We start from the raw sequence: 23,105 nt of genomic DNA on the forward strand, positions 1-23,105 counted from the left end.
CGAGATGAACGCAGACAGCCGTAGCAGGCTCAACCAGACGCCCGAGTGGACGGCCCTGGCCAAGCACCGTGAGGAGCTGGCGGACACCCATCTGCGGGACCTGTTCGCGACCGACCCCGGACGCGGTGCCGGGTACACGCTCCAGGTCGGTGATCTGCACATCGACTACTCCAAGCACCTCGTCACCGATGAGACGCTGCGGCTGCTGCGCGAGCTGGCCGCCACGACGGACGTCTTCGGGCTGCGTGATGCCATGTTCCGAGGCGAGAAGATCAACACGACCGAGGACCGGGCGGTGCTGCACACCGCGCTGCGGGCGCCGCGCGGCGCGGTGATCGAGGTCGACGGCGAGAACGTCGTCCCGGCGGTGCACGCGGTGCTGGACCGGATGGCCGGCTTCGCGGACCGGGTGCGCTCGGGTGCGTGGACGGGTCACACGGGCAGGCGTATCAAGAACGTCGTCAACATCGGCATCGGTGGCTCGGATCTCGGTCCGGCGATGGCGTACGACGCCCTGCGGGCTTTCACGGCGCGGGAGTTGACGTTCCGGTTCGTGTCGAACGTCGACGGCGCCGACCTGCACGAGGCGGTCCGCGACCTGGACCCGGCGGAGACGCTGTTCATCGTCGCGTCGAAGACGTTCACGACGATCGAGACGATCACGAACGCCACCTCGGCCCGCTCGTGGCTCCTCGCGGGTCTGGGCGGCGACGACAAGGCGGTCGCCAAGCACTTCGTGGCCCTGTCGACGAACGGCGGGAAGGTGTCGGACTTCGGCATCGACACGGACAACATGTTCGAGTTCTGGGACTGGGTCGGCGGGCGGTATTCGTTCGACTCGGCGATCGGCCTGTCGCTGATGATCGCGATCGGCCCGGACCGGTTCCGGGAGATGCTGGACGGGTTCGCGCTGGTCGACGAGCACTTCCGGACGGCTCCGGCGGAGTCCAACGCACCGCTGCTGCTGGGCCTGTTGGGCATCTGGTACGGCAACTTCTTCGGTGCGCAGTCGCATGCCGTGCTGCCCTACAGCCACTACCTGTCCAAGTTCACGGCGTACCTGCAGCAGTTGGACATGGAGTCCAACGGCAAGTCGGTCGACCGTGACGGCAACCCGGTCGAGTGGCAGACCGGGCCGGTGGTGTGGGGTACGCCCGGGACGAACGGGCAGCACGCCTACTACCAGCTGATCCACCAGGGGACGAAGGTCATCCCGGCGGACTTCATCGGCTTCGCCGAGCCGGTGGGGGAGTTGAGCGACGGGCTGAAGGGCCAGCACGACCTGTTGATGGCCAACTTCTTCGCGCAGACGCAGGCGCTGGCGTTCGGGAAGACGCCGGAGGAGGTGCGGGCGGAGGGGGTGCCGGAGGAGTTGGTGGCGCACAAGACGTTCCTTGGCAACCATCCGACGACGACTGTGCTGGCGCGGGAGTTGACTCCGTCGGTGCTGGGGCAGTTGATCGCCTTGTACGAGCACAAGGTGTTCGTACAAGGGGCTGTGTGGAACATCGACTCGTTCGACCAGTGGGGGGTTGAGCTGGGGAAGGTGCTGGCGAAGCGGGTTGAGCCGGCGTTGACGGAGGGGGTGGAGGTGGCGGGGCTGGATGCGTCCACGGTGGCGCTGGTTGGTCGGTATCGGGAGCTGCGGGGGAGGTAGGGGGCTCTTTCTCGCCCCCGCCGCCCCTACCCGTCCCATCCTGTTGCTGGGGGCTGCGCCCCCAGACCCCCCTTCGGCCCTGAAGGGGCCTCGTCCTCAAACGCCGGACGGGCTGGATGTACCAGCCCGTCCGGCGTCTGTCAGGGGGATGACGGTGGGTACAGCGTCCTCGGGAGTTGGGATGCTGCCGGGGCGTCCAGTAGCCACAGGGTGCGTTGTCTGCCGTAGGCGCCTGCTGCGGGGGCCTGGATCTCGCCCGCGCCCGACAGGGCTATGGCCGCCGCTCCCGCCTTGTCCTCGCCTGCCGCCAGCAGCCATACCTCGCGGGCCGCGCGGATCGCCGGGAGGGTGAGGGTGACCCGGGTCGGTGGGGGCTTCGGGGCGCCGTGGACGCCCACCACCGTGCGGTCGGTCTCCCGTACCGCCGGGAGTTCCGGGAACAGTGACGCCACGTGCGTGTCCGGGCCCACGCCCAGCATCAGGACGTCGAAGGTGGGGACCGGGCCATGGGATTCGGGGCCCGCCGCTTTGGCCAGTTCCGCCGCGTACGCCTCCGCCGCCGCATCCACGTCGGAGCCGTACGGGCCGTCCGACGCGGGCATGGCGTGGACGCGGGTCGGATCCAGGGGCACCGCGTCCAGCAGGGCCGCCTTCGCCTGAGTGACGTTGCGGTCAGGGTCGCCCTCGGGCAGGAAGCGTTCGTCGCCCCACCACAGGTCGAGCCGGGCCCAGTCGATCGCGTCCCGGGCTGGCGCGGAGGCCAGGGCGGCCAACAGGCCGTTGCCGTTGCGGCCGCCCGTGAGCACCACAGACGCCGAGCCCCGTGAGGCCTGCGCGTCCACGATCTTCGTGATCAGGCGGGCCGCCGCGGCCTGGGCCATCAGCTCCTTGTCGCGGTGGACGACGAGCTGCGGTGCCGTACTCACTTCGTGGACACCTTCTTCACCGGTGGCATCAGAGCCGGAGTCGCCCTTTCCGCGTCCTCCGCCACGGGCGCCTTCCTCGCCGGCTCCAGTGCCTGTGCCGACGCCGGTGCCGGTGTGGGTGCCTGCGGTTCGGGGGCCGTCGAAGGGGCCAGCCGCTCCACGCCGTACCGCAGCGCGGACGCGTACGTGTCGTCCGGGTCCAGGCGCCGCAGCTCCTCCGCCATCAGCTCGGCGGTCTCACGGCGCTTGAGCGCCACCGCGCGGTCGGGCTGGCCCTGGATGGAGAGGGTCGCCAGGGAGCCGTCGGCGCGGTCGAGGGTGATGGGGCCGGTGCTCGTCCGCATCCGGACCGCCGTCAGGCCGGGGCCCGAGGACAGGGAGCGCTTCACCGGGACGTCCAGCCGGTCCGCCAGCCACATCGCCAGCAGCTCACAGCTCGGGTTGAACTCCTCGCCCTCCACCTCGACCGCGTTCACCTCGCAGGTGACCTGGTCCAGGGCGGCGGCCAGCATCGAGCGCCACGGGGTGATACGGGTCCAGGAGAGGTCCGTGTCGCCCGGCGTGTACGCGTCCGCGCGCGCCGCCAGTTCCCGTACCGGCTGCTCGGCCGCGTACGTGTCCGTCACCCTGCGCTGCGCCAGAGCGCCCAGCGGGTCCTTCGCCGGGTCCAGCGGGGCGTTCACCGGCCACCAGACGACCACCGGGGCGTCCGGCAGCAGCAGGGGAAGCACCACCGAGTCGGCGTGCTCGACGACCTCGCCGTACAGCCGCAGGACGACCGTCTCGCCGCTGCCCGCGTCCGCGCCGACCCTGACCTCGGCGTCCAGACGGGACGTCGTACGGTCGCGGGGGGAGCGGGAGACCCGCTTGACGACGACCAGGGTGCGTGAGGGGTGTTCGAGCGAGGCGTCGTTCGCCGCCTTCAGGGCGTCGTACGCGTTCTCCTCGTCGGTGACGATGACGAGGGTGAGGACCATGCCGACGGCCGGTGTGCCTATGGCCCGGCGGCCCTGTACCAGCGCCTTGTTGACCTTGCTGGCCGTGGTGTCCGTGAGGTCTATTTTCATGGGCGCCGCCAGCTCCGTCCGTCTCGTTCGAGCATTTCGTCCGCCTCGACGGGGCCCCATGTGCCCGACGGGTACTGCGCGGGCTTGCCGTGCTTGTCCCAGTGCTGCTCGATCGGGTCGAGGATGCGCCAGGACAGCTCGACCTCCTCGGTACGCGGGAAGAGGTTGGAGTCGCCGAGGAGGACGTCCAGGATCAGGCGCTCGTACGCCTCCGGGCTCGACTCCGTGAACGACTCGCCGTACGCGAAGTCCATGGACACGTCCCGGATCTCCATCGAGGTGCCGGGCACCTTGGAGCCGAAGCGGACCGTGATGCCCTCGTCGGGCTGGACGCGGATGACGATCGCGTTCTGGCCCAGTTCCTCCGTCGCCGTGTGGTCGAAGGGGGAGTGGGGCGCCCGCTGGAAGACCACCGCGATCTCGGTGACGCGACGGCCGAGGCGCTTGCCGGTGCGCAGGTAGAACGGGACGCCCGCCCAGCGGCGGTTGTCGACCTCGACCTTGATCGCCGCGTAGGTGTCGGTCTTCGACCTGGGGTCGATACCGTCTTCCTGGAGGTAGCCGATGGCCTTCTCGCCACCCTGCCAGCCCGCCGCGTACTGCCCGCGGACCGTGTCCTCGCCCAGGTTCTGCGGCAGCTTGACCGCGCCGAGCACCTTGGTCTTCTCGGCGGCCAGCGCGTCCGCGTCGAAGGAGGCGGGCTCCTCCATGGCCGTCAGGGCCAACAGCTGCAGGAGGTGGTTCTGGATGACGTCACGGGCCGCGCCGATGCCGTCGTAGTAGCCGGCCCGGCCGCCGATGCCGATGTCCTCGGCCATCGTGATCTGGATGTGGTCGACGTACGACCGGTTCCAGATCGGTTCGAACATCTGGTTGGCGAAGCGGAGCGCCAGGATGTTCTGGACGGTCTCCTTGCCGAGGTAGTGGTCGATCCGGAAGACCTGGTCCGGGGCGAAGACCTCCTCGACGGTCGAGTTGAGCTCCTCGGCCGACCTGAGGTCATGGCCGAAGGGCTTCTCGATGACCGCGCGCCGCCAGGAACCGTTGTCCTGGTCCGCCAGACCGTGCTTCTTCAGCTGCTTGATGACCACCGGGAAGGACGACGGCGGCACGGAGAGGTAGAAGGCGAAGTTGCCGCCCGTCCCCTGCGCCTTGTCCAGCTCGTCGATCGTCGAGCGCAGCCGTTCGAAGGACTCGTCGTCGTCGAAGGTGCCCTGGACGAAGCGCATCCCCTGGATGAGCTGCTGCCAGACCTCCTCACGGAACGGCGTACGGGCGTGCTCCTTGACGGCGTCGTGGACCTCCGCCGCGAAGTCCTCGTTCGCCCACTCGCGCCGGGCGAAGCCGACGAGGGAGAAGCCTGGTGGCAGCAACCCGCGGTTGGCGAGGTCGTACACGGCAGGCATCAGCTTCTTGCGTGACAGGTCGCCGGTGACCCCGAAGATGACCAGGCCCGACGGCCCCGCGATACGCGGGAGCCGTCGGTCTGCGGGGTCACGCAGCGGGTTGCTGCTTGACAAGGTTTCAGCCCTCCGAGGGGGCGAGGCGCGTCAGTTCCGCCTCGGTCGACTTGAGCAGGTCGGTCCAGGACGCCTCGAACTTCTCGACGCCCTCGTCCTCCAGGAGCTGGACCACTTCGTCGTACGAGATCCCGAGCTTCTCGACCGCGTCGATCTCGGCGCGGGCCTGCTCGTACGTACCGGCGATGGTGTTGCCGGTGATCTGTCCGTGGTCCTCGGTGGCGAACAGGGTCGCCTCCGGCATGGTGTTCACCGTGTTCGGCGCGACCAGGTCGTCGACGTACAGGGTGTCCTTGTACGCGGGGTCCTTGACGCCGGTCGAGGCCCACAGCGGACGCTGCTTGTTGGCCTGCGCCTTGTCGAGGGCCACCCAGCGGTCGGACGAGAAGACCTCCTCGTACGCCTGGTAGGCGAGCCGCGCGTTGGCAAGACCGGCCTTGCCGCGGGCGGCCTTGGCCTCGTCGGTGCCCAGCGCGTCGAGCCGCTTGTCGATCTCGGTGTCCACGCGGGACACGAAGAAGGACGCCACGGAGTGGATCTTCGACAGGTCCAGGCCGCGCTCCTTGGCCTTCTCCAGACCGGCCAGGTAGGCGTCCATGACCTCGCGGTAGCGCGCCAGCGAGAAGATCAGCGTGACGTTGACGCTGATCCCGAGGCCGATGACCTCGGTGATCGCCGGGAGACCCGCCCGGGTGGCCGGGATCTTGATCAGGGTGTTCGGACGGTCCACCAGCCAGGCGAGCTGCTTGGCCTCGGCGACGGTCGCGGTGGTGTTGTGGGCGAGACGGGGGTCGACCTCGATCGACACCCGGCCGTCCTGGCCCTGCGTCGCGTCGAAGACCGGGCGCAGGATGTCGGCGGCGTCACGGACGTCCGCCGTCGTGATCATGCGGATCGCCTCTTCGACGGTGACCCTGCGGGCGGCGAGCTCGGTGACCTGCGGCTCGTAGCCGTCACCGCTGCTGATCGCCTTCTGGAAGATCGACGGGTTGGTCGTGACGCCCACGACGTGCTGCTGGTCGATCAGTTCGGCGAGGTTGCCGGACGTGATCCGCTGGCGCGACAGGTCGTCCAGCCAGATCGCGACGCCTTCCTCGGAAAGGCGCTTGAGTGCGTCTGTCATGGAAAATGCATCTCCTACGTGTCGGTATGTCAGCGTCAGCGCTGGGCTGCGGCGATCGATTCCTTGGCTACTGCGGCAACGTTCTCGGCAGTGAAGCCGAACTCCTGGAAGAGGACCTTGCCGTCGGCCGACGCCCCGAAGTGCTCCAGGGAAACGATGCGACCCGCGTCCCCGACGTACTTGTGCCACGTGAGACCGATACCGGCCTCCACCGCGACCCGCGCCTTGACGGACGGGAGCAGAACGCTCTCCCGGTACCCCTGGTCCTGCTCCTCGAACCACTCCACGGACGGCATCGACACGACCCGCGTCGGCACACCCTCCGCCTGGAGCTGCTCCCGGGCACCGACGGCCACGTGGACCTCGGAACCGGTCGCGATGAGGATGACCTCGGGCGCTGTGCTCTGCCCTTCGGGCCCTTCGGCTTCGAAGAGCACGTAGCCGCCCTTGGCCGTGTCCTCGTTGGCCTCGTACGTCGGCACGCCCTGGCGGGTCAGCGCGAGGCCGTGCGGGGCGCCCTTGCCGAAGACCTTCGTCCAGCGCCGGAGGATCTCGCGCCAGGCGATGGCCGTCTCGTTGGCGTCCGCCGGGCGTACGACGTTCAGACCCGGGATGGCGCGCAGCGACGCGATGTGCTCGACCGGCTGGTGCGTCGGGCCGTCCTCGCCGAGGCCGATGGAGTCGTGCGTCCACACGTACGTCACCGGCACGTGCATCAGCGCGGACAGGCGTACCGCGTTGCGCATGTAGTCGGAGAAGACGAGGAAGGTGCCGCCGTAGATGCGGGTGTTGCCGTGCAGCGCGATGCCGTTCATCTCGGCGGCCATCGAGTGCTCGCGGATGCCGAAGTGGATCGTGCGGCCGTACGGGTCCGCCTCCGGCAGCGGGTTGTCCGCCGGGAGGAAGGAGGACGTCTTGTCGATGGTCGTGTTGTTCGAGCCGGCCAGGTCGGCCGAGCCGCCCCACAGCTCCGGGATGACGGCACCCAGCGCCTGCAGGACCTTGCCGGACGCGGCACGCGTGGCGACACTCGTGCCCGCCTCGAAGACCGGGAGCTTCTCCTCCCAGCCCTTGGGCAGTTCACCCGCGGCGATCCGGTCGAACTCGGCGGCGCGCTCGGCGTTGTTGTTGCGCCATTCCTGGAACGACTTCTCCCACTCGGCCTTGGCCTGACGGCCGCGCTCCACCGCCTCGCGGGTGTGGTTCAGGACGGCGTCCGAGACCTCGAACGACTGCTCGGGGTCGAAGCCGAGGATGCGCTTGGTGGCCGCCACCTCGTCGTCACCGAGCGCCGAGCCGTGTGCGGCCTCGGTGTTCTGGGCGTTCGGGGCGGGCCAGGCGATGATCGAGCGCATCGCGATGAACGACGGCTTGTCCGTCACCCTCTTGGCGGCCTGGACGGCGTTGTAGATGGCGTGCGGGTCGAGGTCGCCGTCCGGCTTCGGGGCGATCCGCTGCACATGCCAGCCGTACGCCTCGTACCGCTTGGCGACGTCCTCGGAGACGGCCGTCTCGGTGTCGCCCTCGATCGAGATGTGGTTGTCGTCCCACAGCAGGACCAGGTTGCCGAGCTTCTGGTGGCCGGCCAGCGAGGACGCCTCCGCGGAGATGCCCTCCTGGAGGCAGCCGTCACCGGCGATCGCGAAGATGAAGTGGTCGAACGGAGACTCCCCTTCGGGTGCCTCCGGGTCGAACAGGCCGCGCTCGTAGCGGGCGGCCATGGCCATGCCCACGGCGTTGGCGACACCCTGGCCGAGCGGACCGGTCGTCGTCTCGACGCCTGTCGTGTGCCCGTACTCGGGGTGACCGGGGGTCTTGGAACCCCACGTCCTGAACGCCTTCAGGTCGTCCAGCTCCAGGCCGAAACCGGCCAGGTACAGCTGGGTGTAGAGGGTCAGGGACGAGTGGCCGGCGGACAGTACGAAACGGTCGCGCCCGACCCAGTCGGCGTCCGCCGGGTCGTGCCGCATCACCTTCTGGAAGAGGGTGTACGCGGCGGGGGCCAGGCTCATCGCCGTACCGGGATGGCCGTTGCCGACCTTCTGTACGGCATCGGCGGCCAGGACGCGGGCGGTGTCAACGGCCCGCTGGTCCAACTCGGTCCACTCGAGGTCTGTGGTGGTCGGCTTGGTGCTCACCCTGGGTCAGGGCTCCTCTCCACATGTCTAATGCCGGCGTCCTCGGTGTCCACCGGCTGCCGGGGGCTGACACCCTCGGCCTTTGTCGAGCCTACCCTCGTAAGAACGTGCAGTATTTCGAGTCATTCCAGACTGCCGGGACTGCTTCACATCCGCCTCCCGGCCACTACCGGACTGCAATACGAAGCGCGCCGTCCGAGTGCTCAATCGAGCCACGTCATGCCCGTCACAAAGCACCCCTCAACACGACCCCACCCCCGCGAAGAACGGGGTCTGGGCAACGTCTAGAGTGGCGTGGTAAGCGCGAGCCTTTACCGGGACTTCACAGCCGGGGGCTTGTTGGAATGTCTCTGTCAGGGGTGTGCGTGACGGCCGTTGAATCCCGTCCAGCGGGGATGAGCGGGACGAGCCAGAACCCGAGCCGGCAGCCGTTCGGCGCCCGGGTCATGGCGTTCGTCGCTCTCACAAAGCCGCGGATCATCGAGCTGTTGCTCATCACGACCGTGCCCGTGATGTTCCTGGCCGAGCAGGGTGTACCGGACCTGGGACTGGTCCTCCTCACCTGCCTCGGCGGCTACCTCTCCGCGGGCGGCGCCAACGCGCTCAACATGTACATCGACCGTGACATCGACGCGCTCATGGACCGCACCTCGCAGCGCCCGCTGGTCACCGGCATGGTCAGCCCGCGCGAGTGTCTGGCCTTCGGTATCACCCTCGCCGTCGCCGCCACCCTCCTCTTCGGCCTCACGGTCAACTGGCTGTCGGCCTGGCTGTCGCTGGGCGCGCTCCTCTTCTACGTGGTCGTTTACACGATGATCCTCAAGCGGCGTACGTCGCAGAACATCGTGTGGGGCGGCATCGCGGGCTGCATGCCGGTCCTCATCGGCTGGTCCGCCGTCACGGACTCGCTCTCCTGGGCGCCGCTCATCCTCTTCCTGGTCATCTTCTTCTGGACCCCGCCGCACTACTGGCCGCTGTCCATGAAGGTGAGGGACGACTACGCGCGCGTGGGCGTGCCGATGCTTCCGGTCATCGCCTCCAACAAGACGGTCGCCCGGCAGATCGTGGCGTACAGCTGGGCGATGGTCTTCGTGTCGCTGCTGCTCACCCCGCTCGGCTACACCGGCTGGTTCTACACGACGGTCGCGCTGGCGGCGGGCGGTTGGTGGCTGTGGGAGGCGCACGCCCTGCAGGGGCGTGCGCGGGATGAGGCGTCGGGCGGCAAGCTCAAGGAGATGCGGCTGTTCCACTGGTCGATCACCTATGTGTCGCTGCTGTTCGTGGCCGTGGCTGTGGATCCCTTCCTGCGGTAGTTCGGCCGCGGGTGCGTTGTGGCTGGTCGCGCCCCGTGGCGGAGCCACTGATGTCACAGCCCCGCGCCCCTTACGGGGCGCCCAGTCGCCGGCGATACGTGGTCAAGGCCACTTGCCCCGCCGTCGCCGTTCGATCTACCCGTCGGTAGCATCCTGGGCATGGCAGACACGCAGCAGGTTGACGAGACCGCCGACGCCAAGCAGGCCGCCAAGGCGGAGCGCGCGGCGGCCAAGCTCGCCAAGCAGATCGACGGCTTCGCCAAGCAGCACGGCGGTGCCGAGGGGCAGGTGGCGTACATCGGGGAGCGCGGCGCCAGGATCGTGCTCGTCGGCGAGGACGGCGGCTGGGGTGACCTGGTGGCCCCCACGTACGCGATCGCCCAGCAGGCCGTCGAGAAGGCCGGCATCACCGTCCACGAGGCCTTCGACGGCGAGTTCGCGGCCAAGGTGACCACCGGGCCCTACGAGTGGACGCGCATGGCGGGCATCCAGGTGGGTGGGCCGGGCAACCCGTGAGGCGCCGGGAGTGGCCGATCGGTGTCGGTCGTTCCCACGGGGTGTGCGCGAGCAACACCTGATTGTCGGTTCACCCGTTAGGACCTTAGGAACACACGGTCCAGTCACGGGGAGCCCGGATGATCGAAACGCCGTCCCTCGTGGACCAGTACTGCCACGGCGTACTGAGAACAGAGCTGGGCCTCGCCACGTTCGAGGCCCAACTCGCGCGTACCGAGGGGCCGCCCGCCGCCGGTACGACCCTCTTCGACACCCAGACCGGGTTCGCCGTACGCCGCTGGTGCCCCCCGCTGCTCGGCCTGGAACCGCACGCTTCCCCCGCCCGTTATCTCGCCCGGCGCCGTGAACTCGGCGTACTGGAATCGGGCCGACGGCTGCTGCGAGGGAGCGGAATCGCGACATATCTGGTGGACGCCGGGCTGCCCGGCGACCTCACCGGGCCCGGCGAGATGGCCGCCGCGGGCGCTGCCGAGGCCCATGAGATCGTCCGGCTCGAACTCCTCGCCGAACAGGTGGCCGACACCTCCGGCACCGTCGAGTCCTTCCTCGCCAACCTCGCCGAGTCGGTGCACGGCGCGGCGACCAGCGCCGTCGCCTTCACCTCCGTGGCGGGCGTAAGGCATGGACTGGCGCTCGCGCCCGATCCGCCGGGGCCGGGGGAGGTCCGGGGCGCGGCGGGTCGCTGGCTGGCCGGGCGCCGGGTCGGCGGCGCGCTCAGCGACCCGGTGCTGCTGCGCCACCTGCTGTGGATCGCGGTCGCCTCGGGCCTGCCGCTCCAGCTGCACGCCGGACTGGGTGAACCGGGCTTACACATCGACCGCACCGACCCGGTCCTGCTCACGGACTTCGTCCGCGCGACGGCCGGGCTCGGCACCGACCTGGTGCTGCTGCACGGATACCCGTACCACCGCCACGCGGCCCATCTCGCCGGCGTCTTCCCGCATGTGTACGCAGACCTCGGCGCCGCGCTGGTCCGCACCGGCGCCAGGGCCGCCGCCATCCTCGCCGAGATCCTCGAACTCGCCCCCTTCGGGAAGATCATCTTCTCCAGTGGCGCCCACGGCCTGCCCGAACTCCATGTGGTGGGCGCCCGCCTCTTCCGTGAGGCCATCGGCCGGGTGCTCGGCGGCTGGGTCACCGAGGGGGCGTGGTCGCTGGGGGACGCGCAGCGGGTGGCGGGGCTGATCGCGGCGGGCAACGCGCGGCGCGTGTACGGGCTGGGTGAGGTGTGAAGGCTGGGTGCATGACGACACACGGGACTCGCGCGGATGCCCTGACCGACGCCTTACTGGACCGCTTCCTGGGTGAGCTGCGCGCACTCGACCCGGTCGCCGTCTGGGCCCACGGGTCGCTCGGCGGCGGCGACTACCAGGAGGGCCGCAGCGACCTCGACCTCATCGCCGTCCTGCCCGGGCCGATCGGTCCGGGCACCGTCTGGAACGTGGCCAAGCTGCACGCCCGCCTGCACACCGACCCGCTCGCCCCGCTGCTGCACTGCACGTACCTGACCGACGCGACGACGGCCGATCCCGGGCGACGGCACCTCACCTGGGCGCAGAGGCATCTGTTCCGGCGGACGGTCACCCCGGTGACCCGGCGCGAACTGCACACCTTCGGGCGCGTGCTGTACGGGCAGACGCCCGGGGAACTGCTTCCGGCGGTGTCGGACCGGCAGCTGGCCGACTTCGTCGTACGCGACCAACGCGACTTCCTGCGGCCCGCCGTGGACAAGGCCCGGCTCTGGACGCAGGACGTCTGGGTCGACTACGGGCTGGTCACCTTCGCCCGGGCGACCGTGACCCTGAGGGACGGCACCCTGATCTCGAAACGGGAGGCACTGGATCTGCTGCCCGGGCTGGGGGCGCCTGTGGAGGTCGTCGAGGACGTCGTGCGGCGGCGGTACGGGCAGAAGGGCGGGCCGGTCGACTCCGGGTGGCGTGAGCGGCGTGGTGAGCTGACGCGGGGCTACCTGGGCGGCGCGATCGACCGCCTGGTGACCTCGTACACGTGACTGCGTGAAAACGGGATGCACACACGCGTGCGTCCCGTTTTCGGCCTACGCGCGTGTGCCGACCGTCGCCCCGGTCGCGGGGCCGGGTATGTCAGCCAGGGAGACCGTCCCGGGGCGCTCGCGCAGGGCGAACAGGACGCGCAAGACCGCGATCCACACCAGTGCCGAGCCGAGCATGTGCAGGCCGACCAGGACCTCGGGGAGGTTCGTGAAGTACTGGACGTACCCGATGACGCCCTGGGAGAGCAGGATCAGGAACAGGTCCCGCGTGCGGTCCAGCGGGCCCTTGGCGGCGTCGACCGCCTTCAGGACGAACCACAGGGCGAACGTCAGTGTCACCACGATCCAGGCGAGCACCGCGTGCAGCTTGCTGACGTTCTCCCAGTTCAGCGGCATGCGCTCGATCTCGCTGGAGTCACCCGCGTGCGGGCCCGACCCGGTCACCACCGTGCCGACCGCGATCAGCAGCACCGAGGCGACCACCAGGAACCACACCAACTGCTGTACGGCCTTGCCGACCAGCGGGTGAGGCGCCCCGTCGCCCTCCCGCGTGCGCTGCCACATCACCGCGGCGACCGCGATCAGGGCCGAGGACAGCAGGAAGTGGGCCGCGACCGTGTACGGGTTGAGGCCGACCAGGACGACGACGCCGCCCAGGACCGCGTTGCTCATGACGACCCAGAACTGCGCCCAGCCCAGCCGGGTCAGGCTGCGGCGGTACGGCTTCTCCGAGCGCGCGGCGATGATCGCCCAGCCGACCGCCGCGCACAGCACGTACGTCAGCATGCGGTTGGTGAACTCGATGACGCCGTGCACGCCCATCGCGCTGGTCGTCGTCAGCGAGTCGTCCGTGCACTTGGGCCAGGTCGGGCAGCCGAGGCCCGACCCGGTCAGCCGTACGGCACCGCCGGTGACCACGATGACCACCGACATGACGAGCGCGGCGAGCGCCGCACGCCGCACGGTCCGGGGGGTCGGCGTCCAGCGGGCGGCGATGAAGGCGAGCGGGTTCCGCAGGGCGGACAGGGCCTCGGCGGGGGTCATCTTTGGCACGCGTCCCATCGTAGGCGGCTGCTTGTGCACGCTTTCACGAGGGGTCCCCCGGGCTCCTCGGCCATTCCCCGCTCGCTCTCGGCTCACTCCCAGCGGAAGAACCGGCCGGCCGCCGCCAGTCCCGCGACCGCCCACACCGCGAGGATCCCAAGGTCGCCCCAGGGCATCCCGGCGCCGTGCTGCAGCACGTCCCGCAGGCCGTCCGACAGGGCCGAGATCGGGAGCAGGGCCAGTACGTCCTGGACGCCGGACGGGAACTTGTCCAGGGGGACGATCACCCCGCCGCCCACCAGGAGCAGCAGGAAGACGAGGTTCGCGGCGGCCAGCGTGGCCTCCGCCTTCAGGGTGCCCGCCATCAGCAGGCCGAGGCCGGAGAATGCGGCTGTGCCGAGGAGGAGCAGGAGGAGCACGGCGAAGGGATTGCCGTGCGGGGACCAGCCGAGCGCGAAGGCGATCCCTGTCAGCAGGGCGACCTGGAGGGCCTCGGTGACCAGCACGGATGCCGTCTTCGCCGTCATCAGGCCCCAGCGGGGGAGCGCCGAGGAGGCGAGCCGCTTCAGGACGCCGTAGCGGCGCTCGAAGCCCGTCGCGATGGCCTGGCCCGTGAACGCCGTGGACATGACCGCGAGCGCGAGGATGCCCGGGGCGAGGAAGTCGACCGCCTTGCCGGAGCCCGTGTCGACGATGTCCACCGAGCCGAACAGTAGGAGGAGCAGGGCGGGAATCACCACCGTCAGCAGCAGCTGCTCGCCGTTGCGCAGCAGCATCTTGGTTTCCAGGGCCGCCTGCGCCCCGATCATGCGGCGGAGTGGGGCGGCGCCGGGCTGCGGGGTGTAGGTCCCCGAGGCGGTCGGGGTGGCGGTCATGAACGCAACTCCTTGCCAGTCAGCTCCAGGAAGACGTCTTCCAGGGTGTGCCGTTCCACCGAGATCCGGTCCGGCATCACCCCGTGCTGGGCGCACCAGGAGGTCACCGTCGCGAGGAGCTGCGGGTTGACCTTGCCGCCGACGCGGTAGGCGCCCGGGGTCAGTTCGACGGCCGTGCAGTCCACCGGGAGGGCCTTCAGCAGGGAGTGCACGTCCAGACCGGGCCGGCCCATGAAGCGCAGCGTGTTCTCGGCGCCGCCGCGGCACAGCTGCTCCGGGCTGCCGTGGGCGATGACCTTGCCGGCGTCGATGATCGCGACGTCGTCGGCGAGCTGTTCGGCCTCGTCCATGTGATGGGTGGTGAGGATGACGGAGACGCCGTCGGCGCGCAGATCGCGGACCAGGTCCCAGGTGGCGCGGCGGGCCTGGGGGTCGAGGCCGGCGGTCGGCTCGTCGAGGAAGACCAGCTCCGGTCGGCCGACGACGGCCATCGCGAGCGCCAGGCGCTGCTGCTGGCCCCCGGAGAGGCGGCGGTAGGTCGTCCGGCCGCAGCTGCCGAGGCCGAGGCGTTCGACGAGCGCGTCCACGTCCAGTGGGTGCGCGTGCAGCCTGGCCATGTGGCGGAGCATCTCGTCGGCGCGGGCGCCCGAGTAGACGCCGCCGGACTGGAGCATCACGCCGACCCGTGGACGCAGAGCGGCTGCTTCTCGTACGGGGTCGAGGCCCAGGACTCGTACCGTCCCGGAGTCCGGTCGGCGGTATCCCTCGCAGGTCTCGACGGTGGTCGTCTTGCCCGCGCCGTTCGGGCCGAGTACGGCGGTGATGCCCGCCTGGGCCACCAGGTCGAGGCCGTCCACGGCGGTCTTCGTGCCGTACCGCTTCACCAGGGCCTGGACCTGGACCACGGGCTCGCTTCGCATGGGTCCAGAGTCTAGGTACGGGAGGGCCGGTCCAGGTGCGCGGGGGCCGGATCCGGACCCGGTGGGGGCATGGTGCGGCCCGGCTCCGGGCGTGCTCCTGTGCTGCTCGGGGGCGGTCTCTGATCGATCAAAGATCGTTTTCGCAGGTCAGGTTAGGTGAGCCTAAGTGATGCAGGGCACCGTCGAGTGGGGCGGACGCGGCTTGCCGTGCTCTGAGGAATTACGCAACAATGGTGTTGTGAAATACGACGGCGAGGATCGGGAGGCCCCCACGGGCGCCCCCCAGGAGGAGATCGCGACCGGTGAGCGCTCGACGCGCAACCGGGTCGCGCGATCCATCCTGGACCACGGTCCGTCGACCGCCGCCGAGCTCGCCGGGCGCCTGGGCCTGACCCATGCGGCCGTACGGCGTCACCTTGACGCGCTGGTCGCCGACGACGTCGTACAACCGCGTGAGCAGCGGGTCTACGGGGCGCGTACCCGTGGCCGGCCCGCCAAGGCCTTCGCGCTCACCGACTGCGGACGCGACGCCTTCGACCAGTCCTACGACAAGCTCGCCATGGACGCGCTGAGCTGGATCGCCGCGCGTGAGGGCGGCGACGAGGCGGTGCTCACCTTCGCCCGTGCCCGGTTCGCGGAGCAGGCCGCGAACTACCGAGAGGCCGTCGAGGCCGTCGGCCCCGAAAAGCGCGCCGAAGCCCTGGCCAAGGCCCTGAGCGCGGACGGGTACGCTGCTACGGCGCGCAGCGCACCGGTCGGAGAGCAGCTCTGCCAGCACCACTGCCCGGTGGTCCACGTCGCGGAAAAGTTCCCGCAGCTCTGCGAGGCGGAGACCGAGATCTTCTCCCAGCTGCTCGGAACGCATGTCCAGCGGCTCGCGACCATCGCCCACGGCGACGGTGTGTGCACGACATTCATCCCCAAGGCCTCGCACGCCTCGGCCCCACCCGCTCCACAGCTGTCGACCACCACTCATAAAGCATCCGCACGTACCGCCGGGAGGAACCCAGCATGACGCTCCCCATCGAGGAGACCGCCCACCCCGAGCTCGAGGGTCTGGGCACGTACGAATACGGCTGGGCCGACTCCGACGTGGCCGGTGCCTCTGCCAAGCGCGGCATCAACGAGGACGTCGTCCGCGACATCTCCTCGAAGAAGTCCGAGCCCGAGTGGATGACCAAGCTCCGTCTCAAGGGTCTGCGCCTCTTCGGCAAGAAGCCCATGCCGAACTGGGGCTCGGACCTGTCGGGCATCGACTTCGACAACATCAAGTACTTCGTGCGCTCCACGGAGAAGCAGGCTCAGTCCTGGGAGGACCTGCCCGAGGACATCAAGAGCACGTACGACAAGCTCGGCATCCCCGAGGCGGAGAAGCAGCGCCTCGTCGCCGGTGTCGCGGCCCAGTACGAGTCCGAGGTCGTCTACCACCAGATCAACGAGGAGCTGGAGGCGCAGGGTGTCATCTTCATGGACACCGACACCGCGCTGAAGGAGCACCCGGAGCTCTTCAGGGAGTACTTCGGGACGGTCATCCCGGTCGGCGACAACAAGTTCGCGTCGCTGAACAGTGCCGTGTGGTCCGGTGGGTCGTTCATCTACGTCCCCAAGGGCGTGCAGGTCGAGATCCCGCTCCAGGCCTACTTCCGTATCAACACGGAGAACATGGGCCAGTTCGAGCGGACCCTGATCATCGTCGACGAGGGTGCCTACGTGCACTACGTCGAGGGCTGTACGGCGCCGATCTACAAGTCGGACTCCCTGCACAGCGCGGTCGTCGAGATCATCGTCAAGAAGAACGCCCGCTGTCGCTACACGACCATCCAGAACTGGTCGAACAACGTCTACAACCTGGTCACCAAGCGCGCCGTGGCGTACGAGGGCGCGACCATGGAGTGGATCGACGGCAACATCGGTTCCAAGGTGACGATGAAGTACCCGGCCGTCTACCTGATGGGCGAGCACGCCAAGGGCGAGACCCTCTCCATCGCCTTCGCGGGCGAGGGCCAGCACCAGGACGCCGGCTCCAAGATGGTCCACATGGCGCCGAACACCTCCTCGAACATCGTGTCGAAGTCCGTCGCGCGCGGTGGCGGCCGGACGTCCTACCGCGGTCTCGTCGAGATCGCCGAGGGCGCCCACGGCTCCAAGTCCAACGTGCTGTGCGACGCGCTGCTGGTGGACACCATCTCCCGCTCCGACACGTACCCGTACGTCGACGTCCGCGAGGACGACGTGTCCATGGGCCACGAGGCGACCGTCTCCAAGGTCTCCGACGACCAGCTCTTCTACCTGATGAGCCGCGGTCTGTCCGAGTTCGAGGCGATGGCGATGATCGTGCGCGGCTTCGTCGAGCCGATCGCCAAGGAACTGCCCATGGAGTACGCGCTGGAACTCAACCGGCTGATCGAGCTCCAGATGGAAGGCTCGGTCGGCTGAGTGCCGGTCGTCGTCCCCATCAAGTCACCTACGCAGGGAAGAGAGCAGACCGACAGCCATGGCTGAGGCTCAGAACATTCCGGTGGGCAGCACCACCGCCGGCTCGATCGCGGTGGCCGCTGCCGCCGAGTCGACCGTAGCGACGCGCATGAGCGCGCCGCCGTCCTTCGACGTGGCGGACTTCCCCGTCCCCCACGGACGCGAGGAGGAGTGGCGGTTCACCCCGCTGGAGCGCCTGCGCGGGCTGCACGACGGCACCGCCGTCGCCACCGGCGCCGGTGTGAAGGTGGACGTCCAGGCACCCGAGGGCGTCAGCGTCGAGGCCGTCGGCCGTGACGACGCGCGCCTCGGGCGGGCAGGCACACCCGTGGACCGCGTCGCCGCCCAGGCGTACACCTCCTTCGAGGCGGCCGGTGTGATCACCGTCCCCAGGGAGACGGTCCTCACCGAGCCGATCCGCGTCGCCGTGCACGGCGAGGGCGGTGTGGCCTACGGCCACCAGGTCATCGAGCTGGGCGCCTTCGCCGAAGCCGTCGTGATCATCGACCACACCGGTGACGCCGTGCTCGCCGCCAACGTCGAGTACGTCCTCGGCGACGGTGCCAAGCTCACCGTCGTCTCCGTCCAGGACTGGGACGACCAGGCCGTGCACGTCGCCCAGCACAACGCGCTGATCGGCCGCGACGCCACCTTCAAGTCCTTCGTGGTCACCTTCGGCGGCGACCTCGTACGGCTGCACCCGCGCATCTCCTACGCCGGCCCCGGTGGCGAGGCCGAGCTGTTCGGCCTGTACTTCACGGACGCCGGCCAGCACCAGGAGCACCGCCTCCTGGTCGACCACAACACCCCGCACTGCAAGTCGAACGTCGTCTACAAGGGCGCGCTCCAGGGCGAGGGCGCCCACGCGGTGTGGATCGGTGACGTGCTCATCGAGGCCAAGGCCGAGGGCACCGACACGTACGAGATGAACCGCAACCTGGTTCTCACGGACGGCGCCCGGGTGGACTCCGTACCGAACCTCGAGATCGAGACCGGTGAGATCGTCGGCGCCGGGCACGCGAGTGCCACCGGGCGGTTCGACGACGAGCAGCTGTTCTATCTGATGGCCCGCGGCATCCCGGCCGACGACGCCCGCCGGCTGGTCGTCCGCGGCTTCTTCGCCGAGCTGGTCCAGCAGATCGGCGTCGACGACATCGAACAGCGCCTTCTCACGAAGATCGACGAGGAGCTGGAGGCGTCAGTCTGATGACTGCCTCTCCGACGTTCGTACGCGCCTGCGGGCTGAGCGAGCTGGACGAGGACACCCCCAAGCGGGTGGAACTCGACGGCACGCCGGTCTCGGTCGTCCGTACCGAGGGCGAGGTGTTCGCGATCCACGACATCTGCTCGCACGCGAACGTCTCGCTCTCCGAGGGCGAGGTGGAGGACTGTCAGATCGAATGCTGGCTGCACGGCTCCAGCTTCGACCTCCGCACCGGCAAGCCGTCCGGCCTTCCCGCGACGCGCCCCGTCCCCGTATACCCCGTAAAGATCGAAGGGGGCAGCGTCTTCGTTGACGTACGCGCCTCCCTCAACCAGGAGTCCTGAGGAACCCATGGCAACGCTTGAAATCCACGACCTGCACGTCACCGTCGAGGCCGACAACGCCACGAAGGAGATCCTCAAGGGCGTCGACCTCACCGTGAAGCAGGGCGAGACCCACGCCATCATGGGCCCCAACGGCTCCGGCAAGTCGACCCTCGCCTACTCGCTCGCGGGTCACCCGAAGTACACGATCACCGGCGGCACCGTGCTGCTCGACGGCGAGGACGTCCTGGAGATGTCCGTCGACGAGCGTGCCCGCGCGGGCCTGTTCCTGGCGATGCAGTACCCGGTCGAGATCCCCGGCGTCTCCGTCTCCAACTTCCTTCGTACGTCCGCCACCGCCATCCGCGGTGAGGCGCCGAAGCTGCGCCTGTGGGTGAAGGAGGTCAAGGAGGCCATGCAGCGCCTCAACATGGACCCCACCTTCGCCGAGCGCAACGTCAACGAGGGCTTCTCCGGCGGTGAGAAGAAGCGCCACGAGATCCTTCAGCTGGAGCTGCTCAAGCCGAAGATCGCGATCCTCGACGAGACCGACTCCGGTCTGGACGTCGACGCCCTGCGGATCGTCTCCGAGGGCGTCAACCGCGTCCGCGAGAGCGGCGAGGTCGGCACCCTGCTGATCACGCACTACACGCGCATCCTGCGCTACATCAAGCCCGACTTCGTCCACGTGTTCTCCGACGGCCGGATCGCCGAGTCCGGCGGCGCCGAACTCGCCGACAAGCTGGAGAACGAGGGCTACGAGGCTTACACCACGAAGGGTGGCGTATCCGCGTGACACAGCTGCCGGGCCTCCTCGACACCGAGGCGATCCGTAAGGACTTCCCGATCCTCGACCGGGTGATCCACGACGGCAAGAAGCTCGTTTACCTGGACAACGCGGCGACCTCGCAGACGCCCCGCCAGGTGATCGACACTCTCTCCGAGTACTACGAGCAGCACAACGCCAACGTGCACCGTGGCATCCATGTGCTCGCGGAGGAGGCCACGGCGCTGTACGAGGGCGCGCGCGACAAGGTCGCCGCGTTCATCAACGCGCCCAGCCGCGACGAGGTGATCTTCACCAAGAACGCCTCCGAGTCGCTCAACCTCGTGGCCAACATGCTGGGCTGGGCCGACGAGCCCTACCGGGTCGACCACGAGACCGAGATCGTCATCACGGAGATGGAGCACCACTCCAACATCGTGCCGTGGCAGCTGCTCGCGCAGCGCACGGGCGCGAAGCTGAAGTGGTTCGGCCTGACCGACGACGGCCGCCTCGACCTGTCGAACATGGACGAGGTCATCACCGAGAAGACGAAGATCGTCTCCTTCGTGCTGGTCTCCAACATCCTGGGCACGGTCAACCCCGTCGAGCAGATCGTGCGCCGGGCGCAGGAGGTCGGGGCCCTGGTCCTGATCGACGCCTCGCAGGCCGCCCCGCACATGCCGATGGACGTCCAGGCCCTCCAGGCCGACTTCGTGGCCTTCACCGGCCACAAGATGTGCGGCCCGACGGGCATCGGGGTGCTGTGGGGCCGCCAGGAGCTGCTGGAGGACCTCCCGCCGTTCCTGGGCGGCGGCGAGATGATCGAGACCGTGTCGATGCACTCGTCGACCTATGCTCCCGCCCCGCACAAGTTCGAGGCGGGCACTCCGCCGATCGCGCAGGCGGTCGGCCTCGGCGCGGCGATCGACTACCTCTCCGCGATCGGCATGGACAAGATCCTCGCCCATGAGCACGCGCTCACCGAGTACGCGGTGAAGCGGCTCGGCGAGGTCCTCGACCTGCGGATCATCGGCCCGTCAACGGCCGAGGACCGGGGGGCGGCGATCTCCTTCACCCTGGGCGACATCCATCCGCACGACGTGGGCCAGGTGCTCGACGAGCAGGGCATAGCGGTCAGGGTCGGCCACCACTGCGCCCGGCCGGTCTGCCTGCGCTACGGAATTCCCGCGACCACGCGAGCGTCGTTCTATCTGTACTCCACGCAGGCCGAGATCGATGCTTTGATCGACGGCTTGGAGCACGTACGGAACTTCTTCGGCTGAGGAGCTGGCTGAGTCGTGAAGCTTGATTCGATGTACCAGGAAGTCATCCTGGACCACTACAAGCACCCGCACGGGCGCGGTCTCCGGGACGGCGACGCCGAGGTGCACCACGTCAACCCGACATGCGGCGACGAGATCACCCTGCGCGTGAAGTACGACGGTACGACGATCAGCGATGTGTCGTACGAGGGCCAGGGCTGCTCGATCAGCCAGGCATCGGCCTCCGTGCTGAACGAGCTCCTGGTCGGCAAGGAACTGTCCGAGGCGCGGAAGATCCAGGAGACCTTCCTGGAGCTGATGCAGTCCAAGGGCCGGCTCGAACCGGACGACGCGATGGAGGAGGTGCTGGAGGACGCTGTCGCGTTCGCCGGCGTCTCCAAGTACCCGGCCCGGGTGAAGTGCGCGCTGCTGAGTTGGATGGCGTGGAAGGACGCGACGGCCCAGGCCCTGGGCTCGGACGCCGCCGAAAGGAAGACGGCATGAGCGAGACCATTGAGATGAAGCCGGCCTCGGAGGACGAGGTCCGCGAGGCGCTGTACGACGTCGTCGACCCCGAACTGGGCATCGACGTCGTCAATCTGGGCCTGATCTACGGCATCCACGTCGACGACGCGAACATCGCGACGATCGACATGACCCTGACGTCGGCGGCCTGCCCGCTCACGGACGTCATCGAGGACCAGGCCAAGTCCGCCACGGACGGCATCGTCAACGAACTGCGCATCAACTGGGTGTGGATGCCGCCGTGGGGCCCGGACAAGATCACGGACGATGGGCGGGACCAGCTTCGGGCACTCGGGTTCAACGTCTGAGGCTGTGACGATTCGTCCGCACGCTGTACGCGAAAGCGGCGGCACCCTGATCGGGTGCCGCCGCTTCCGCGTGTGGCTCAGGCCAGCGGGGCCACCACGCGGAAGGAGAAGTCCTGCCGGTTGGTCGTGTTGTAGCCGTACGGGTCCAGGCGCATCTGGAAGTCCTTCTGGCGCAGCGCGTAGTTGGGGTAGTTCACCGACTGGAGCAGCGCCGCGCCCGACCCCCCTGAGTACCCGGCGCAGAAGGTGGCGTCCTGCTTGAACAGCGAGGAGCCGTCGTTGCGGTCGGCGCGCAGGACGAAGTTGCGGTGGCGCAGGTACTTGCCGTCGTGTGTCTTGAACGAGTAGCAGGAGCCGTTGGACAGCCCCGGGACCAGGGTGAAGGTGGAGTCCTCGCGGGATTCCGAGCCGGCGACCGGATCGAGCTTCACCAGGCCGCCTGACACGTGCCAGTAGCGGCCGGGGTAGTTGACCGCCTCGATGGACCTCAGGTTGGAGCGGTCCGGCGTGGTGGGAGCGGCCGAGGACTTGCTGGGGGACGGGGAGGCGGCTGGCTTCCCGGGGGTCTCCTTGGCGGGCGCGGAGGCGGAGCCCTTGTCGTCCGGGGCGGTGGTGGGAGTTGTGGCGGCCGAGGCCGACGTGGCCGGCTGCGCCGACGACAGGCCGCTCTTTCCGTCCGGGGGCGTGGCTCCGGACGCCGACGGCGAGGCGAAGGTGAGGAGACCGGGGTACGTCGAACCGGGCGACGGCACGGGTACCTTCGCCACGGGTACCGGGTCCGCGGTCTGCCGGTCCGTGACGATGATCGCGGTCACACAGGCGGCCACGACCGACAGGGCCAGGGTGCCCGCCATCCAGAGCCGCCGCGTCCCGGGCACACGCGAGGTGTCCGGGGCCCAGCCGTTCTCCCACGGTTGATTTGGGATGAGCCGGGGCTTTTCTTCTGTCATGCGCTGTTCCTCCGGCGTCGCCTGTGGCGAACGTGTGAACGTGTGGTTGAAACAGTAATGGACGCGAGGCTAGGTGACGTCCAGTGCCGTGAGAAGGGTTGTTTCCTCAATGAGACCGGGGGGTGAGGGAGTTGGTGGCGGGGTGCGGAGTGAGGGTGGATTTGGGCGGTTGCTGTGTACGG

At 69.0% G+C, this 23,105-nt stretch carries 22 protein-coding genes; 13 read left to right on the forward strand and 9 right to left on the reverse strand.

What is annotated here, in order from left to right:
- Positions 1-4: 4 nt before the first annotated feature.
- Positions 5-1,657 (forward strand): glucose-6-phosphate isomerase, encoded by a 1,653-nt coding sequence (gene pgi / locus G3I71_RS20320; RefSeq protein WP_164316239.1) that lies wholly within the window; start codon positions 5-7, stop codon positions 1,655-1,657.
- A gap of 140 nt (positions 1,658-1,797) precedes the next feature.
- Here the strand turns inward: pgi and pgl are convergent, their stop codons facing one another.
- Genes pgl through tkt form a run of 5 tightly spaced genes read right to left on the reverse strand, consistent with a single transcriptional unit; the run spans position 1,798 to position 8,431 of the window.
- Positions 1,798-2,583, reverse strand: coding sequence for a 6-phosphogluconolactonase (gene pgl / locus G3I71_RS20325; protein WP_164316240.1), 786 nt, complete (start codon positions 2,581-2,583; stop codon positions 1,798-1,800).
- Positions 2,580-3,650, reverse strand: coding sequence for a glucose-6-phosphate dehydrogenase assembly protein OpcA (opcA, locus tag G3I71_RS20330; protein ID WP_164316241.1), 1,071 nt, complete (start codon positions 3,648-3,650; stop codon positions 2,580-2,582). The genes pgl and opcA overlap by 4 nt, the downstream gene beginning before the upstream one ends.
- Complete coding sequence (gene zwf, locus G3I71_RS20335; protein ID WP_164316242.1) at positions 3,647-5,170, reverse strand: glucose-6-phosphate dehydrogenase; 1,524 nt, start codon at positions 5,168-5,170, stop codon at positions 3,647-3,649. The genes opcA and zwf overlap by 4 nt, the downstream gene beginning before the upstream one ends.
- A gap of 4 nt (positions 5,171-5,174) precedes the next feature.
- Complete coding sequence (gene tal, locus G3I71_RS20340; protein WP_164316243.1) at positions 5,175-6,293, reverse strand: transaldolase; 1,119 nt, start codon at positions 6,291-6,293, stop codon at positions 5,175-5,177.
- 35 nt (positions 6,294-6,328) lie between these two features.
- Positions 6,329-8,431, reverse strand: coding sequence for a transketolase (gene tkt, locus G3I71_RS20345; protein WP_164316244.1), 2,103 nt, complete (start codon positions 8,429-8,431; stop codon positions 6,329-6,331).
- A 395-nt stretch (positions 8,432-8,826) separates the two neighbouring features.
- Here tkt and G3I71_RS20350 point away from each other — a divergent pair, with 395 nt between their 5' ends.
- The 4 genes from G3I71_RS20350 to G3I71_RS20365 all read left to right on the forward strand — a co-directional run bounded on the left by G3I71_RS20350 (position 8,827) and on the right by G3I71_RS20365 (position 12,271).
- Positions 8,827-9,744: a heme o synthase gene (locus tag G3I71_RS20350; RefSeq protein WP_203730864.1), complete on the forward strand. Its 918-nt coding sequence runs from the start codon at positions 8,827-8,829 to the stop codon at positions 9,742-9,744.
- 159 nt (positions 9,745-9,903) lie between these two features.
- Positions 9,904-10,260 carry a hypothetical protein gene (locus G3I71_RS20355; RefSeq protein WP_164316245.1) on the forward strand — a complete coding sequence of 119 codons (357 nt, stop codon included), beginning with the start codon at positions 9,904-9,906 and terminating at the stop codon, positions 10,258-10,260.
- 119 nt (positions 10,261-10,379) lie between these two features.
- The gene (locus G3I71_RS20360) at positions 10,380-11,492 is read left to right on the forward strand and encodes an amidohydrolase family protein (RefSeq protein ID WP_164316246.1); all 1,113 of its coding nucleotides are present in this window, start codon (positions 10,380-10,382) and stop codon (positions 11,490-11,492) included.
- A gap of 11 nt (positions 11,493-11,503) precedes the next feature.
- On the forward strand, positions 11,504-12,271 hold the full coding sequence (locus tag G3I71_RS20365; protein WP_164316247.1) for a nucleotidyltransferase domain-containing protein: 768 nt from the start codon (positions 11,504-11,506) through the stop codon (positions 12,269-12,271).
- A gap of 45 nt (positions 12,272-12,316) precedes the next feature.
- On the opposite strand, the gene G3I71_RS20370 is transcribed toward G3I71_RS20365, so the two are convergent.
- The 3 genes from G3I71_RS20370 to G3I71_RS20380 all read right to left on the reverse strand — a co-directional run bounded on the left by G3I71_RS20370 (position 12,317) and on the right by G3I71_RS20380 (position 15,110).
- On the reverse strand, positions 12,317-13,333 hold the full coding sequence (locus G3I71_RS20370) for a heme A synthase (protein ID WP_164316248.1): 1,017 nt from the start codon (positions 13,331-13,333) through the stop codon (positions 12,317-12,319).
- 74 nt (positions 13,334-13,407) lie between these two features.
- On the reverse strand, positions 13,408-14,190 hold the full coding sequence (locus tag G3I71_RS20375; protein WP_164316249.1) for an ABC transporter permease: 783 nt from the start codon (positions 14,188-14,190) through the stop codon (positions 13,408-13,410).
- Entirely contained in the window at positions 14,187-15,110 is a 924-nt protein-coding gene (locus G3I71_RS20380) for an ABC transporter ATP-binding protein (protein ID WP_164316250.1), read from the reverse strand. The genes G3I71_RS20375 and G3I71_RS20380 overlap by 4 nt, the downstream gene beginning before the upstream one ends.
- Before the next feature lie 238 nt (positions 15,111-15,348).
- Between G3I71_RS20380 and G3I71_RS20385 the strand changes: the two genes are divergently transcribed.
- From G3I71_RS20385 to G3I71_RS20420, 8 genes are read left to right on the forward strand one after another with little or no spacing between them, the layout of a single operon-like run.
- Positions 15,349-16,125, forward strand: a complete 777-nt coding sequence (locus G3I71_RS20385) for a metalloregulator ArsR/SmtB family transcription factor (protein WP_164316251.1) — start codon at positions 15,349-15,351, stop codon at positions 16,123-16,125.
- Positions 16,122-17,546: a Fe-S cluster assembly protein SufB gene (gene sufB / locus G3I71_RS20390; RefSeq protein WP_164316252.1), complete on the forward strand. Its 1,425-nt coding sequence runs from the start codon at positions 16,122-16,124 to the stop codon at positions 17,544-17,546. The genes G3I71_RS20385 and sufB overlap by 4 nt, the downstream gene beginning before the upstream one ends.
- A 58-nt stretch (positions 17,547-17,604) precedes the next feature.
- Positions 17,605-18,792, forward strand: coding sequence for a Fe-S cluster assembly protein SufD (gene sufD, locus G3I71_RS20395; RefSeq protein WP_164316253.1), 1,188 nt, complete (start codon positions 17,605-17,607; stop codon positions 18,790-18,792).
- Positions 18,792-19,133: a non-heme iron oxygenase ferredoxin subunit gene (locus tag G3I71_RS20400; protein ID WP_164316254.1), complete on the forward strand. Its 342-nt coding sequence runs from the start codon at positions 18,792-18,794 to the stop codon at positions 19,131-19,133. Before sufD ends, G3I71_RS20400 begins: the two co-directional genes overlap by 1 nt.
- 7 nt (positions 19,134-19,140) lie before the next feature.
- Entirely contained in the window at positions 19,141-19,908 is a 768-nt protein-coding gene (sufC, locus tag G3I71_RS20405; RefSeq protein ID WP_164316255.1) for a Fe-S cluster assembly ATPase SufC, read from the forward strand.
- Positions 19,905-21,161 carry a cysteine desulfurase gene (locus tag G3I71_RS20410; protein ID WP_164316256.1) on the forward strand — a complete coding sequence of 419 codons (1,257 nt, stop codon included), beginning with the start codon at positions 19,905-19,907 and terminating at the stop codon, positions 21,159-21,161. Before sufC ends, G3I71_RS20410 begins: the two co-directional genes overlap by 4 nt.
- A 15-nt stretch (positions 21,162-21,176) precedes the next feature.
- Positions 21,177-21,644, forward strand: a complete 468-nt coding sequence (sufU, locus tag G3I71_RS20415; protein ID WP_164316257.1) for a Fe-S cluster assembly sulfur transfer protein SufU — start codon at positions 21,177-21,179, stop codon at positions 21,642-21,644.
- Positions 21,641-21,973, forward strand: a complete 333-nt coding sequence (locus G3I71_RS20420; RefSeq protein WP_164316258.1) for a metal-sulfur cluster assembly factor — start codon at positions 21,641-21,643, stop codon at positions 21,971-21,973. The genes sufU and G3I71_RS20420 overlap by 4 nt, the downstream gene beginning before the upstream one ends.
- Before the next feature lie 77 nt (positions 21,974-22,050).
- On the opposite strand, the gene G3I71_RS20425 is transcribed toward G3I71_RS20420, so the two are convergent.
- Entirely contained in the window at positions 22,051-22,923 is an 873-nt protein-coding gene (locus tag G3I71_RS20425) for an AbfB domain-containing protein (RefSeq protein ID WP_164316259.1), read from the reverse strand.
- Positions 22,924-23,105: the final 182 nt, after the last annotated feature.

Source organism: Streptomyces sp. SID12501 (genome assembly GCF_010550245.1).
Classification (GTDB): Bacteria; Actinomycetota; Actinomycetes; order Streptomycetales; family Streptomycetaceae; genus Streptomyces.